The 13,709-nt window shown below is 29.2% G+C and carries 17 protein-coding genes; 6 read left to right on the plus strand and 11 right to left on the minus strand.

Annotation, left to right across the window (positions count from 1 at the left end; translation table 11 throughout):
- Positions 1 to 8: 8 nt before the first annotated feature.
- From ACPB8Q_RS03640 to ACPB8Q_RS03690, 11 genes are all read right to left on the minus strand, one after another.
- Positions 9 to 1,661, minus strand: a complete 1,653-nt coding sequence (locus tag ACPB8Q_RS03640; RefSeq protein WP_423793315.1) for a type II/IV secretion system ATPase subunit — start codon at positions 1,659 to 1,661, stop codon at positions 9 to 11.
- Positions 1,662 to 1,678: 17 nt separating this feature from the next.
- Positions 1,679 to 2,371: an ATPase domain-containing protein gene (locus ACPB8Q_RS03645; protein ID WP_423793316.1), complete on the minus strand. Its 693-nt coding sequence runs from the start codon at positions 2,369 to 2,371 to the stop codon at positions 1,679 to 1,681.
- A gap of 11 nt (positions 2,372 to 2,382) precedes the next feature.
- Positions 2,383 to 2,826, minus strand: coding sequence for a flagellar protein G (locus ACPB8Q_RS03650; RefSeq protein ID WP_423793317.1), 444 nt, complete (start codon positions 2,824 to 2,826; stop codon positions 2,383 to 2,385).
- A 10-nt stretch (positions 2,827 to 2,836) separates the two neighbouring features.
- Positions 2,837 to 3,250 carry a flagellar protein F gene (locus ACPB8Q_RS03655; protein WP_423793318.1) on the minus strand — a complete coding sequence of 138 codons (414 nt, stop codon included), beginning with the start codon at positions 3,248 to 3,250 and terminating at the stop codon, positions 2,837 to 2,839.
- Positions 3,240 to 3,638, minus strand: a complete 399-nt coding sequence (locus tag ACPB8Q_RS03660; RefSeq protein ID WP_423793319.1) for a FlaD/FlaE family flagellar protein — start codon at positions 3,636 to 3,638, stop codon at positions 3,240 to 3,242. Before ACPB8Q_RS03660 ends, ACPB8Q_RS03655 begins: the two co-directional genes overlap by 11 nt.
- Positions 3,639 to 3,654: 16 nt before the next feature.
- Entirely contained in the window at positions 3,655 to 4,782 is a 1,128-nt protein-coding gene (locus tag ACPB8Q_RS03665) for a FlaD/FlaE family flagellar protein (RefSeq protein ID WP_423793320.1), read from the minus strand.
- Complete coding sequence (locus tag ACPB8Q_RS03670; protein WP_423793321.1) at positions 4,760 to 5,206, minus strand: flagella accessory protein C; 447 nt, start codon at positions 5,204 to 5,206, stop codon at positions 4,760 to 4,762. The genes ACPB8Q_RS03665 and ACPB8Q_RS03670 overlap by 23 nt, the downstream gene beginning before the upstream one ends.
- 182 nt (positions 5,207 to 5,388) lie before the next feature.
- Positions 5,389 to 6,075 carry a flagellin gene (locus tag ACPB8Q_RS03675; protein ID WP_423793322.1) on the minus strand — a complete coding sequence of 229 codons (687 nt, stop codon included), beginning with the start codon at positions 6,073 to 6,075 and terminating at the stop codon, positions 5,389 to 5,391.
- Between the two features lie 69 nt (positions 6,076 to 6,144).
- Positions 6,145 to 6,804 carry a flagellin gene (locus ACPB8Q_RS03680; protein ID WP_423793323.1) on the minus strand — a complete coding sequence of 220 codons (660 nt, stop codon included), beginning with the start codon at positions 6,802 to 6,804 and terminating at the stop codon, positions 6,145 to 6,147.
- Positions 6,805 to 6,856: 52 nt separating this feature from the next.
- Positions 6,857 to 7,567: a flagellin gene (locus ACPB8Q_RS03685; protein WP_423793324.1), complete on the minus strand. Its 711-nt coding sequence runs from the start codon at positions 7,565 to 7,567 to the stop codon at positions 6,857 to 6,859.
- 47 nt (positions 7,568 to 7,614) lie between these two features.
- Positions 7,615 to 8,247 carry a flagellin gene (locus ACPB8Q_RS03690; protein WP_423793325.1) on the minus strand — a complete coding sequence of 211 codons (633 nt, stop codon included), beginning with the start codon at positions 8,245 to 8,247 and terminating at the stop codon, positions 7,615 to 7,617.
- A gap of 182 nt (positions 8,248 to 8,429) precedes the next feature.
- Here ACPB8Q_RS03690 and ACPB8Q_RS03695 point away from each other — a divergent pair, with 182 nt between their 5' ends.
- From ACPB8Q_RS03695 to ACPB8Q_RS03720, 6 genes are read left to right on the plus strand one after another with little or no spacing between them, the layout of a single operon-like run.
- On the plus strand, positions 8,430 to 8,828 hold the full coding sequence (locus ACPB8Q_RS03695) for a YjbQ family protein (RefSeq protein ID WP_423793326.1): 399 nt from the start codon (positions 8,430 to 8,432) through the stop codon (positions 8,826 to 8,828).
- 3 nt (positions 8,829 to 8,831) lie between these two features.
- Complete coding sequence (trm5b, locus tag ACPB8Q_RS03700; protein ID WP_423793327.1) at positions 8,832 to 9,842, plus strand: class I SAM-dependent methyltransferase; 1,011 nt, start codon at positions 8,832 to 8,834, stop codon at positions 9,840 to 9,842.
- Complete coding sequence (locus ACPB8Q_RS03705; RefSeq protein ID WP_423793328.1) at positions 9,839 to 11,341, plus strand: replication factor C large subunit; 1,503 nt, start codon at positions 9,839 to 9,841, stop codon at positions 11,339 to 11,341. Before trm5b ends, ACPB8Q_RS03705 begins: the two co-directional genes overlap by 4 nt.
- 18 nt (positions 11,342 to 11,359) lie before the next feature.
- Positions 11,360 to 11,812: a methanogenesis marker 9 domain-containing protein gene (locus tag ACPB8Q_RS03710; RefSeq protein ID WP_423793403.1), complete on the plus strand. Its 453-nt coding sequence runs from the start codon at positions 11,360 to 11,362 to the stop codon at positions 11,810 to 11,812.
- Positions 11,809 to 12,483, plus strand: a complete 675-nt coding sequence (locus ACPB8Q_RS03715) for a metal-dependent hydrolase (protein ID WP_423793329.1) — start codon at positions 11,809 to 11,811, stop codon at positions 12,481 to 12,483. Before ACPB8Q_RS03710 ends, ACPB8Q_RS03715 begins: the two co-directional genes overlap by 4 nt.
- A gap of 15 nt (positions 12,484 to 12,498) precedes the next feature.
- Entirely contained in the window at positions 12,499 to 13,656 is a 1,158-nt protein-coding gene (locus ACPB8Q_RS03720) for a bis-aminopropyl spermidine synthase family protein (RefSeq protein WP_423793330.1), read from the plus strand.
- The last annotated feature ends 53 nt before the right edge of the window (positions 13,657 to 13,709 follow it).

Below are 13,709 nucleotides of genomic sequence, written 5' to 3' on the forward strand. Positions count from 1 at the left end.
ATCCCACCTTATATTGTAAAAGGCAACCCTTCCAAACCTTTCTCATAAAATGCCCAAATAATGTCTCTAACTTGATAATAATCAAAAATTTCTCTTGCAATCATCTCATCTAAAATTTTAGCTCTTAACTCTAACTCATTATATATATCTCTAACATCCTCATATCCAGCAGCTTTAGCAATCTTTTCCTCTAAAATATAACTGTTATTTTTTCCAGTAAATACATGCCTATCTTTGTCAGGTTCCCATTGGAATACTCCTCTTGTAATGACCCCATCAACTTCTTTGTAGTATCCTTCAATCTCTTCAATAGTAACAACTCTTCTTAATACTTTACCTCTTTGATATACTGCCAATTGGAATAAAGCAACATTTAGGTTATCCATAAATGTTAGAGGAACATTTATCGGTTCTCCACTTAACCTTTGAATCATCTTTCTAACATTTGCTGCGTGGAATGTTGATAAAACAGGGTGTCCAGTTTGCATAGCTTGGAAAGCAACTGCTGCCTCAACACTCCTAATTTCTCCAACTATGATATAGTTAGGCCTTGACCTTAAAGCTGCTCTTAATAAATCAAACAAAGTAACCCTACTTTCCTCTGGACCTCTCTCTCTTGTTATTAATTGCTGCCAAACAGGATGAGGTGGTTTAACTTCTGGAGTATCTTCACAAGAGAATATTTTAGAATCTGGTTTTATAAAGGGTAGTATTGCATTTAGAGTTGTTGTCTTACCAGAAGCTGTTTCTCCACAAATAAAAATACTCATACCATACTCTAAACATAACCATAAATAAGCAGCAATTTCAGTGGAAAATGTACCCCAACTTATTAATTGAGTAACACTAATTGGAACATCTGTAAATTTCCTAATTGTAAATGATGGCCCTTTTGGAGAGACATCTGTAGAATAGACAATATTTACCCTTGAACCATCTGGTAAGGCACCATCCACAATAGGATTAGCATCTGAAACAGGCCTACCCATACGTTCTCCAATAGTTTTTAGATAACTTGCTAATTCAACTTCATCCTCCCATGTTATATTTGTTGGTAGCATACCAAAAATTTTATGAACAACATGACAATTTTTTGGACCTATAACGTGTATATCCTCTAAGTAAGGGTCTCTTGATATAGGTTCTAAAACTCCTAACCCTATCAAATCTCTTTTTAATAAATATAGAAATTTCCTTCTTTCTTCAGATGTAATCTCAACCCTATTATCAACCATTTTTATAATTCTCACTAAAAAATTTTTTTTATTCTTAGTTTTGTCTTCTTCTACTATTTTTGTACATCTATCAAATAATCTTACTAATATCTCCTCAAATTCTTCAGCACTTTTAGGAACTTCTTCATAAGGTGCTAATTCTAAAATTCTGTCTAAAATCATTTTATATTTCAATTTCTCTTCAGGAGTCTCTAATTTTGGTTCAATAACAATATACTTTGTCCTTGTTTCTGGAGTACCAAATATATGAATAAAAATAGGGTCTCCAATTGGGTATATAATATTTGGATATTTAATTTCTTTAAGTTCTCTTGATAATGCTGGTAAAAAATCAGGAAGTCTCAAATATATCCTTTTAAAATTTTCAATGTATTTTGCTAAATGAGGATTTCTTTGCATAGCTTCTCTTAATTCAGCTTCAGGCATAAATTCCACCTTTTTTATTATGCAATAGATGCTATTTCTACAGCCAATCCTATTTTTGGTTCAACTCTAAATACTATATTCTTCTGATATGTTCCAGGAGCCATATTGTATTTAAGTATCTTAGCAATATTTTTTATTTTTCCTGCAAATTCAAAGACTTCAGTTTTTATTAAGATAGTTGAGGAACTCCTAATAATTGTTAAAACTTCTTCACTAAGTTCTTTTGGATTAATTGTGCAAATTATTATTTTTTTCAAAGCAGTTATTCTCTTAAAAAAAGCCATTAAATCATTAACACTAACTTCACTTGCATCATTTGAAATTAATGATGACAATGAATCAAAAATAATTACATCTTTTTCATAAAATGCTCTTGTTTCCATAACTTTTTTTAAAAATCCGTCTTTTTTCTTGTTATCAGCTATTAATGGATATACTGGGATGTATAATAAAGCTCCTGAAAGTAATTTTTTGTTTATTTTATAGTCTAAAGATTCCATCTGTCTTATAAATTCCAAAGTTGTTAGTTGTGTAGAAACATAAGTTACAGAATGTCTATTTTGTAGAAATCCATAAGCTAATCTTTGGCATAATACTGATTTTCCAGAACTTTCCTCACCTTCAATTACAATTAAACTACCATATGGTATACCCCCTCCAATTCTTTTATCTAAGTCATCTCTACTAAGTTCAATTTTAGCAACTTCCATAATAAACACCTTTATTGGATATATCCAATAATCTCTCTACTAACCCCAGAACTTGATACTACTCTTATTTTATGGTAACCTGTTTCATTGTAACTAACATTAATTGTTCCTACTTCTTCAGGGTATAATATTCCTGTAGTTGGAGAAATATCAGTTATAGACACTATATTTCCATCAATAATCACATTAAATGTAGTATTTGTAAATATTATTGGCTCTTTTCCAGTATTTTTAATGTATATAGTAGTTATCCCTAATGTTGGATTCCTTGGGATGTCTGCAGGGTCATTTATTATTTCAAAATCTTGAGCTAATTTATTAGATATTGAATCAGATTTTTTTTCTAAACTTAAAGATATTTTATAACTTGAGACAGTTAAAACACTTACAACCAATCCAGCAATTAACAATACAGCAACAAACAATAAAATTTCTGAGACAGCACTGGATGCCAATTTAAATCACCTAACCAACAAGATAGAAGTACTTATTTCCATTATCTGAAACTACACATATTCTACTTGGTTGAGTCCAATTAACAATAAAAGTTACATTTTGTAATGGAAGTAAATAACCTTGTGGTACTATTGTTATATTTTCTTTTGGAACTATAGCCCCATCAAATAATATAGTAAAATTGTTAGGATTCACAGTTATAGAACCATTATTAAATATTGTTATATTTGTTTGTGTTGTAGAACTTGAAACACTTACAATTACTAATCTTTCTTTTAGTTTCTTATACATATTGTTGTATTTATATTCAAATGCATCAAACATTTTGTTATATTGAGTGTCCATAGTTAAATATATATAGGAGCCAGCAATTAATAATCCTATAACAATAACTGTAATACCTATTACAGAACTAAAGCCCATATAATTGTTCAGCCCCCTTTCTAATTTTTCTTAATTCCCATTCTAATTTATCTAATAAATCAGTTGATATACTCTTTCCATTTAATCTTTCAATTATTAATATTGATAGGACATGGTCTGCTATATTTAATTTACCTGATGAATCTATAACTTCCTCATCAATTCTTATACCTTTCAAGTATTTTAACAATTTTGTTAGAGCTTTTTCCCCTATCCATCCAAGCATATAATAAAATTCTAATATATCAGGAACATTCTCTACACCAACTTTCTCAGCCAAATATTCCAACCATTTGAATGTTAATATTATCCCTTCAGGAGTATCTGGAATATCCTCTAATTTAGCTGGTTTATGGACAGCTAATATATGAGTCATTGATGAGTTCATTAATACCACCTCATATTTATAAGTTTTGTATTTCTAAGACCCATTTTTTAATTCTTCTTAGTTCAATTTCTAATAATTCTAAGGTTTCTGGATTTATTGGTCTATTTGCTAACTTTTCAATATACATAAATGACATTATGTGCTCACTTGGTGTTAATTTGTCTCTTGGTTTTATATCTTCTTCTAAACCTGCCAATAATCTCATGTTTTTAGCTAATCTTAAAAGTTTTATGACTACTTTATTAGAAATCCATCCAATCTCATTATAGTAATCTAATATATCAGGCAAGTTTGCAATGCCAACCTTTGATACTAAGAACTCAATCCATTTAAAAGCAATACCCATAGATATTGGGTCTTCTGGAAAATCTTCTAATCTATATTTCCTTTCACTTAACATAACGTCACCTTCTATTCTCATTTCGATTTCACCAATGTCCATGTGTTCCTCAAGTTTTTCTTCTAAATCCTTTACTTCTTTTTCAGATACACTTACTCCTTCTTCTATTTGTATAGGTTGTGTTTCTTTTTCCTCAACTTCTATCTCTGGTTTTTCAGATATTTTTAATTCTTCTTTAGTAGCTTCATAATCTTTCTCTACTAATATCTTCTCTTTTACTTCTTCTTTTGGTTTTTCTTTAATTGTTACTTCTGATATTTCTGTTTCTTTTTCTTCTTCAACTATTTCTTTTTGTTTTAGTTCTTTTACACCTTTTTCAGGAGCTACTTCCTCAACTTTAATCTCTTCAATCTCTTCTTTTGCCTCTATTGGTTCAGCTTCAGGAGCTTTTTCAGTTTTTTCTGCTTCAACTTCAAGAGTTTCTGAGAGTTTTGTAGATGCTGCTAAAGTAGTAAGTTTCATTATAGTATCTAATTTTTGTTCTAAGGATTGTAACTTCTTAGTAAGTTCTTCAGTTTTATCTTCTCTACCTTTTGTTAATACTTCAGATATCCTTTCAACTATTTTGTCAAGTTGTCTTTTAGTAACTTTTTTTCCTCTTAAGTTGTTTTTTAATAATATTATAATAAATGAGGGTAATTTCCCCCTAAGGTTTTCTAAATATTCTTCAATTTCATCATCTGTAAGAAATTCTTCATCATCAATGAAATCAACTGAAATGTCATTCATTGCTTTCTGTATCATCTTCATCCCCAGATATTGATTTTATTATTTCCTCTTCAATAACTTCCTCAATAATTTTATTTAAATCTATATTCAATTGACTTAAATATAAAGACCCTAACACCATCAAATCATTTGTGAGCTCCTCAACTAATGATTTTAATTTTTTATATTCTGATTCTAATCTTTCTAATTTTTCCAAACTTGTAGCTGTAATTTTTGAAACTCCTATAAAGGGATTTATTTGATTTGAGACTACTTCATACAAGGCCATTATATCTTGCAAATTTTCATTAATTTTATTAATTTCAATCCTCAACATTTCATTTTCTTTTCTTAAACTGTTTAGTGTAGATTCAAATCTTGGTAATCTTGACTCAATATCATTTAGTTTATTCATTAAATTTTCAGTTGTTTCCATTAAATCTCTAATACTTCTCTCCAACTCTTCATATTTATCAGATTCAATATCTTCATCTAATTCAATATCAATATCTAAAGATTCTTCATCACCGGGAGGTTGTTCTTTTTTTTTAATTTTGAAAGTTTTTCTTTTAGTGAATTAATAATATCTTTTATGCCCATAATCATCCCCTTAAAAAGTTAAATATTTGGCCCTTAGGATACTTACTGTAGTGGGACAATATTCTCTGTAAATGTTGATGGAGCATAGAATTCAATAATTCCTGATGCACCATATTCTGGAATTACTTCTCCATATACTTTCTCTCTTGGAGTTATTTGCATATTTAAGTCACTTAAATCAACAGCTAAAGCTACTTTATCTCCAAAGTTTGCTGTTGGATGTGCTGTATTATTCAAAGAACCATCTCCATCTTGTAATACAATAATTCCAAAATATCCTCCATCATTTGTAGCTTTAATATCATTAGCTAATGGAGTCCAAACACTATCATTTGCTACAGTTGAAGTAAATAGTCCATTTAGTCCATCTAATGCAGGGGTATATAAATATGAATTATTGTCATATACTAAAGATATCTTTTTTACTCCATCTGACAAAGTAACTATTAAAGTACTTAAATCAATTTCATCCCCTACATTTGGAGAGATAAATATTAGCATTTTTGTTATTGATTTTTTATCTGGAGTATATCCAACAACTTTTATAACTTGAATACCACTTGCGACTTGTTTGGTAGATTCCTCACCAACTCTTGCTGCTTTGTGTTGTAAGTTTGCTGCTGTGTTTATAATTACCGCAGCTGCTATTGACGCAACTAATACTAACGCTATAAAAATTATCAATGTCCCTATCCCTATTGCCCCTTTCTTTGATTTTATAAAATTCATAATAATCACCAAACATATACATATTGTAATATTTTTTATTTTCTAAAAAAAATTATTTAGAGGAGAAAATTATTGTAATTGGATTTCTTTTAAGTTATCTAAGTATGAAGCTGGTGTAGTGAATTCAATAACTGCTGGTGCTCCAAATTCTGGAACTACACTTCCAGTAACTGGTGTTCTTGTTGGTAATGCCATATTATTTGCTGTTAAGTTAACAGTTAATGCAACAATATCTCCTTTATCAATTACTGGAGCACTTGCTGTACAGGAGTTGTCATCATCTCTTATAACAATTATACCAAACTTACCAGCTGTAGCTCCTTTCCAAGCAGTTAAACTTAAGTCACCAATATCTCCTGAGCTTTCAAATGTAGCCTTATCTGTAAAGGCTGAATCATTTAATTTTAATATAATTTTTTTATCATTTGCAGTTAGCATTACAGTAGTTTGTTTTAAATCAATAGGAGCACTTCCTGCATTTGGTGTTATATAGATTGCTAAATAGTTAATATCTGTTCCATTGTGAATACCTAAAACTTCCATACAAGATAAACCGCTTGCTACTTGTTCAGTAGATTGCTTACCTGTGGCCATAGCTTTTTGTTGGAGGAAACCGCTTGTATTGATTAATACTGCAGCAGCTACTGCTGCAACTAATACCATCGCTATGAAGACTATCAATGTCCCTATTCCCATTGCCCCTTTCTTACCTCTTATATAGCTCATCATTACCTATCACCTTAAAAGTTTTGATTAACTAAGAGAGAGTTACTATCCTGGTTTATTGTAAGGTTACAACACCATCTTTAGTATTTGAATTTAGAACATATGTTGCTGGTGTTACAAATGATATAACTGCTGGTGCTCCAAATTCTGGAATAACGCTTCCTGTTACTTGGGTTCTTGGAGCTAATCCTAAATTTACGGTATTTAATCCTGTGTTAATTGTTAATACTACTAAATCTCCACTATCAATAACAGGAGTATTTGCTTTACATGAACCATCAGCATCTTGTAATACGATTATACCAAAGTTGTTTGCTGGCAAGTATGCGGTAATTGCAGTACCATTTGATAATGCCCATGATGAGTTAGCAGTAGTAGGTACATCAAATATATCTGAAGTACCTGATGTATTATCACTGTAGAATGATGAGTTGTATGTTAATATTAATGTTTTAGTACCATTGCTAATTTGTATTTTTACTTGACTTAAATCAATAGGAGCACTTCCTGCATTTGGTGTTATGAATATAGCCAATTGACTTATTTGGTTTGTAGTGTTATATCTACCTTGGATTTCTTTAATGTATAAACCGCTTGCTACTTGTTCAGTAGATTGCTTACCTGTGGCCATAGCTTTTTGTTGGAGGAAACCGCTTGTATTGATTAATACTGCAGCAGCTACTGCTGCAACTAATACCATCGCTATGAAGACTATCAATGTCCCTATTCCCATTGCCCCTTTCTTACCTCTTATATAGCTCATCATTACCTATCACCTCAGTTAGTTAGAAGTAATTAATTATTAGTTTTTTTTTATTGTAATTCAAATACATCTTGTGTATATGAAGCTGGTGTAGTGAATTCAATAACTGCTGGTGCCCCAAATTCTGGAACTACACTTCCTGTTATTGTTTGTCTTGTTGGTATTGACTCACCAAATACTTTACTTACATTAACTAACAATACTGCTAAATCTCCACTGTCAATTACTCCTTGATTTAGGGATTTATCAGCATCTTGAATAATACCTACAACAAAGTGAGTTGCATCTGCATTTGTCCAGTTACCAATTCCAAATAAGTTATCAGTGCCTTCAGTTTCTGTTGTTACTCCATTATATACTAAAGATGCTGTTTTACCATCATATGTTAAAATAACTTTTGTTTGTTTTAAATCAATAGGAGCACTTCCTGCATTTGGAGATATATAAATTGCTATTGCATCTAATCCAGTTCCATCATAGTGTCCTGTTATTCCTTTACAAATTAAACCACTTGATACTTGTTCAGTAGATTGCTTACCTGTGGCCATAGCTTTTTGTTGGAGGAAACCGCTTGTATTGATTAATACTGCAGCAGCTACTGCTGCAACTAATACCATCGCTATGAAGACTATCAATGTCCCTATTCCCATTGCCCCTTTCTTACCTCTTATATAGCTCATCATTACCTATCACCTCAAAGAAAATAAGTATTATAGAGTTAGTAAAATACATTTAAGCCCCTTTTCACATCTCCCCGATACATCTTCGTTATATTATTTTAATAGGAGGCTATATATATTATTTTTTTGCAAACAATAATGTTAATAATTATGTAGGTGTTTATGTAGGTAGGAGGTGATTAATCTTGATATATGAATATAAAATAAGAAGCTGTAAAAGAGAAGAGCTAATTGATATAACAGATTTAGTTGTTAATGCAATAGAAGAAAGTAATGTTAAAGAAGGGATTGCTATTATATATTGTCCTCATACAACTGCTGGAATTGTAATTAATGAGAATGCTGATTACTCTGTTAGAGAAGATATAATAAATTTCTTAAATTATTTAGTTCCAATAAATTTTAATTTTAAACACTTAGAAGGCAATTCTGATGCACATATTAAGAGTTGTTTAGTAGGAAATGAAAAAACTATAATAATTAAAGATAACAAACCATTATTAGGAACTTGGCAAGGAATATTTTTTGCTGAATTTGATGGCCCAAGGGTTAGAAAAGTTATAATAAAAATCTTGGAAGGTTAATTTATGGTAAAAGCTCTAAAAGTAAATAAAAAATTTGGAGAAAGTGTAAGGAGAATTTTGATAGAGAACTCTATATACAATAAGGAGTATAAAATAGAAAAGGATAATAATTATCTGTACATTCCAATATATAATATTAATGAAGAAATTTTACAAAATTTAATAAATGTAGAGTTTGATATTGTTGAGAAAGATTTAGAAAAAATTAAGAAAAATAAACAAAAAAGTTTTAGAGATGTAGTTTTAGAGAAATACTCTAACTTAGTTAAAAATAAGTTAGTATCTTTATCTTATGACCATATTGGTGATTTAGTTTTACTCCAAATTGATGATGAAGTTCCTTACAATATAAGGAAAGATATTGGTGAGTTGGCTTATAAACTAATTCCTTGTAGAGGAGTTTTTAGAAGAAAAAGTGAAATTAAAGGTGAGTATAGAGTTAGAGAGATAGAACATTTAGCAGGAGAAAATAGAACTCTAACTATCCATAAAGAAAATAATTATAGGTTATATGTTGATATAGCAAATGTTTATTTTTCTCCAAGATTAGGTTGGGAAAGGAAGAGAGTTGGAGAGTTAGTTAAAGGAAATGAGATAGTTATTGATATGTTCTCTGGTGTTGGACCTTTTTCTATTGCTTGTAAGAATGCTAAAAAAATTTATGCAATAGATATTAATCCTTATGCAATTGATTTGTTAAAGAAAAACATAGAAATGAATAAGCTACAACATAAAATAATTCCTATATTATCAGATGTTAGAGAAGTGAATTTAAAAGGAGACAGAATTATAATGAACTTGCCAAAATATTCATATAAATTTATTGATAAAGCTTTAGAGTTAGTAAAAGAAGGTGGAGTTATTCATTATTATACCATAGGAAAAGATTTTGATGAAGCAATAAAACCATTTATAAATAAATGTGAATTTAAAATATTAAATAAGAGGATTGTTAAGAGTTATGCACCAAGAGAGTATATATTCTCTTTTGATATTAAAGTTGTGAAAGTATGAACTGGGTAGAAAAGTATAGACCAAAAACCTTGGATGAAGTTGTTGGACAGGATAAAGTTAAAGAAAAATTAAAAAATTGGATAGAGAGTTTTTTAAAAGGAAAAGTGCAAAAACCAATACTGTTGGCTGGACCTCCTGGAATTGGAAAAACAACTTTGGCTTATGCATTAGCCAACACTTATGGATTAGATGTTATTGAGTTAAATGCCAGTGATAAGAGAAATGCTGAACATATTAGGAGGATTGTTGGACAGTCAGCTACATCAAAATCAATATTAGGAAATAGGGTTTTAATTATTTTAGATGAAGTAGATGGGATATCTTCAAAAGAAGATAGTGGAGGAGTTTCAGAGTTAATAAAAATTATTAAAAAAGCAAAAAATCCAATAATTTTAACAGCTAATGACCCTTATTCTCCAAATTTAAGGACTTTATTAGGTTATGTTGAACTTATTGAATTAAAACCTCTCTCTGTTAGGGATATATATAAAGTTTTAAAAAAGATAGCTGAAAAAGAAGGATTGAATGTAGATGACAAAACCCTTAGAATGATAGCTCAACATTCAGCAGGAGATTTAAGAAGTGCTATAAATGATTTAGAAGCATTAGCTTTGGCAAATGATTTAAGTTATGAATCAGCTCAAAAACTTCCTGATAGAGATAGAGAAAAAAACATTTTTGATGCAATAAGGATAATTTTAAAGACAGAGAAGTATGGAATTGCTACAACAGCACTAATGAATGTAGATGAAACACCAGACATAGTTATTGAATGGTTATCTGAAAATATTCCTAATGAATATGAAAAAAAAGAAGAGATTGCCAAAGCTTTTGATTATCTCTCTAAGGCAGATATGTTTTTAGGTAGAGCTATCAAGACACAAAACTATTCATTTTGGAAGTATGCAACAAATCTAATGACTGCTGGTGTTGCTCTTTCTAAGGAGCATAAATACAGAAAATGGACACCATATAGATATCCAAAAATATTTAGATTATTGGCTAAAACAAAAGCTGAAAGAGAATTCTTAAAGAAAATTTTAAAAAAGATAGCTGAAAAAACACATACATCCACAAGAAGAGCAAGGTTAGAGTTGGAAAGTTTAAAACTTTTATCAAAATCAAATCCTGAGAAAGTTGCTGAATTATGTTTATTCTATGAATTTACTGAGGAAGAAATAAAAAATCTATTTGGAAATGATATATTAAAGTTAGTTAAAAAAATAAAAGAAAATATTAGAAAAGTAGAAAGTAAAAAAGAAAAGAAAAAAGGAGATGAAGAAAAACATAAAGTTAAAGAGAACAAAGAAAAAGAAGTAGAAATATCAAAAGTTAAAAAGGAAGTTAAAGAAGTAAAAGATGATAATAAAAAAGATACAAATAAAGAAATTAAATCAAAAGATAAAGAAAAAGAAGAAAAAACTGATGAGAGCAAAGATAAAAAAGAAAAGAAAAAAGATAAAGGAAAGCAACTAACATTAGATAGCTTTTTTAAATAATTAAATGAGGTGATAACTATTTGGAAAGATGCTCCTTCTCACATATGTAGAGGAGGTGATTTAAGAGGATTAGCTTTTTGCTGTCCTCCAATAAAATACTGTCCAATACATCAAGCTCTAAATATTTTAAAACTATCTCCAGAGGAGTTTATAAAGTTAAAAGAAGAATTTGGTAAAAGAAGTAAATTAGGTTTAGGAAAAAATACATGTTTTGGCTCATTAGTGTGGTGTTGTAAGATAACTAAACCATGCCCATATAGAGATTTAGAGCTTAGAAAAAACAATATTTCTCCAGAGGAATATATGAAACTAAAAAAAGAACTTGCTGAATATATTTTAAAAAATAGTCCATGGTTTAAAGAAAGTGTTGAGATACTATCAAAAAAGTTTCCTAAGGAAGATGTTGAAAGAGCTTTGTTAGAGACAGGAGATTTGGAGAAGGCATATAAACTATTAAAGATGAGAAAATGAACTGGAAAGGGCATACTATTTTAGGATTAATTTTTTCTCTACCTGTCATTTTTTCTCCTGAGCATATATTCTTAGCTTTAGCTGGAGCTTTATATCCTGATTTAGACCATGAATACAAGGAAGAGATTGTTAAAAGAGGATTATTAATCTCTGGCTCAATAGTTCTAATTAATATTTTATTGTATTTTTTTAATACTAAATTATTCAATTTAGAATTTTTTATCTTAGCTGTCCTAATATTTTTTATTTTTATAATTCCCTACTTTTCTGAGCATAGGACATATACTCACACATTTTATTCATTAATAATGGTTTCTTTGATTATGGGATACTTTGTTTATAAACTTTCTATATTGTCCCCTACTTTCATCTCCTTACTTATGTTGGCTATGGTCACATCTGAAAATTTGTTAGGGAAAGTTATTATATATGCACTAATTGGCTGGTTAATACTTACAATAGTTGGTTTTAAATATTCAACTGAATTTATTTTTTATTTTTTACCAATATTTGCAGGCTATCTATCCCATTTAGTTGGAGATTCTTTAACTCCAAAAGGAATAAAACCCCTATATCCTTTAAACTATAAACTAAAAAAAGAGCATGCAATAATTATAACTATTATATGGTTCATATTTGCATTATATCTCAGATTTTTTATTATAAAATAAATTTTAATGATTAGTATGATAATTGGAAAGTTAGGAAAAGATAAAAAAGAAAGTAATGAAGATTTCAATATAATTTTAGAAAAAATAGCTAAAAAAGTTAAAGTTAGTGAAGGTAAAAGAGCTGTTGAAGATGTATTTAGAGTAATATATAGAGAAGGGAAAATATCAACAAAAAAAATATCTCAAAAAACTAAATTACCACTACCAATAGTAGCAAAAATAAAGAGTTACTTAGAAAGAGAGAAATTTATATACAAAGGAAAGCTCACAGAAAAAGGTGAAGAATTAGCTAAATTCTTAGGTTTGAAATATAAAAAATCCTTAGAATGTCCATTGTGTAAAGGTAGAGGAATAGTTTTAGATGACTATTTTAAAGAGATTTTAGAGAGAGTTAAAAAATACTTTAAAGAGAGACCAACAGTTAATACTTCATTAGACCAATCATTTGCTACTCCTGAAACATCAGTTTATAGAACAGCTTTAATGTATGAGAGAGGAGATTTAGAAGGAAAAGATATTATATTTATTGGAGATGATGATTTAACATCCTTACCAACAGCATTAACAAACTTTCCAAATAAAGTTTATGTTGTAGATATAGATGAAAGACTTTTAAATTTAATTAAAAGGTTTTGTGAAAAAGAAAATGTAAAAATAGAATGTATAAAGCATGATTTAAGGAAAGAACTTCCAGAAAAAATAAAAGAGAGTTTTGATATTTTCTCAACTGACCCTCCCTATACAGTAGATGGACTAAAACTATTTTTGTCAAGGGGTATAGAAGCTCTAAAAGATTTTAGTGGAGTAGCCTATCTCTCCTACTCTCATAAACCAATAGATGAATGGTTAAAGATTCAGGAAGAAATAACAAAAATGAACTTTGTTATAACTGAATTAATTCCAAAATTCAATTACTATGAAGGTAGTGAAATAATAGGCAATATTACATTTATATCAAGATTGGTAGGAAAAAATCTAAAACCAAATATAGGCAGTTTAGATAAATTATATACTGGATTAGTTAAACCTGTTATTAGATACTATAAATGTGTAAAATGTGGGAAAGTTTATAAAGTTGGATTAAATGAAAAAATTAAGAAAGTTGAAGATTTAATATGTGAGTGTGGAAGCAAAAAATTTAAATTAATTAAAAGAGAAAAAATTAAGAGTTAGTATATATAAAAGAAAATTTTTATTTTAGTAGTTGTTATAATCTCTATTTCATA

Origin of the sequence: Methanocaldococcus indicus (genome assembly GCF_049554935.1) — an archaeon.
Lineage (GTDB): Archaea > AGJL01 > Methanococci > Methanococcales > Methanocaldococcaceae > Methanocaldococcus > Methanocaldococcus indicus.

Coding starts and splice junctions, on each gene's coding strand:
- ACPB8Q_RS03640 (WP_423793315.1), bottom strand. CDS start 1,661: ATGCCTGAAGCTGAATTAAGAGAAGCTATGCAAAGAAATCCTCATTTA.
- ACPB8Q_RS03645 (WP_423793316.1), bottom strand. CDS start 2,371: ATGGAAGTTGCTAAAATTGAACTTAGTAGAGATGACTTAGATAAAAGA.
- ACPB8Q_RS03655 (WP_423793318.1), bottom strand. CDS start 3,250: ATGGGCTTTAGTTCTGTAATAGGTATTACAGTTATTGTTATAGGATTA.
- ACPB8Q_RS03660 (WP_423793319.1), bottom strand. CDS start 3,638: ATGAACTCATCAATGACTCATATATTAGCTGTCCATAAACCAGCTAAA.
- ACPB8Q_RS03665 (WP_423793320.1), bottom strand. CDS start 4,782: ATGATACAGAAAGCAATGAATGACATTTCAGTTGATTTCATTGATGAT.
- ACPB8Q_RS03675 (WP_423793322.1), bottom strand. CDS start 6,075: ATGAATTTTATAAAATCAAAGAAAGGGGCAATAGGGATAGGGACATTG.
- ACPB8Q_RS03680 (WP_423793323.1), bottom strand. CDS start 6,804: ATGATGAGCTATATAAGAGGTAAGAAAGGGGCAATGGGAATAGGGACA.
- ACPB8Q_RS03685 (WP_423793324.1), bottom strand. CDS start 7,567: ATGATGAGCTATATAAGAGGTAAGAAAGGGGCAATGGGAATAGGGACA.
- ACPB8Q_RS03690 (WP_423793325.1), bottom strand. CDS start 8,247: ATGATGAGCTATATAAGAGGTAAGAAAGGGGCAATGGGAATAGGGACA.
- trm5b (WP_423793327.1), top strand. CDS start 8,832: ATGGTAAAAGCTCTAAAAGTAAATAAAAAATTTGGAGAAAGTGTAAGG.
- ACPB8Q_RS03705 (WP_423793328.1), top strand. CDS start 9,839: ATGAACTGGGTAGAAAAGTATAGACCAAAAACCTTGGATGAAGTTGTT.
- ACPB8Q_RS03715 (WP_423793329.1), top strand. CDS start 11,809: ATGAACTGGAAAGGGCATACTATTTTAGGATTAATTTTTTCTCTACCT.
- ACPB8Q_RS03720 (WP_423793330.1), top strand. CDS start 12,499: ATGATAATTGGAAAGTTAGGAAAAGATAAAAAAGAAAGTAATGAAGAT.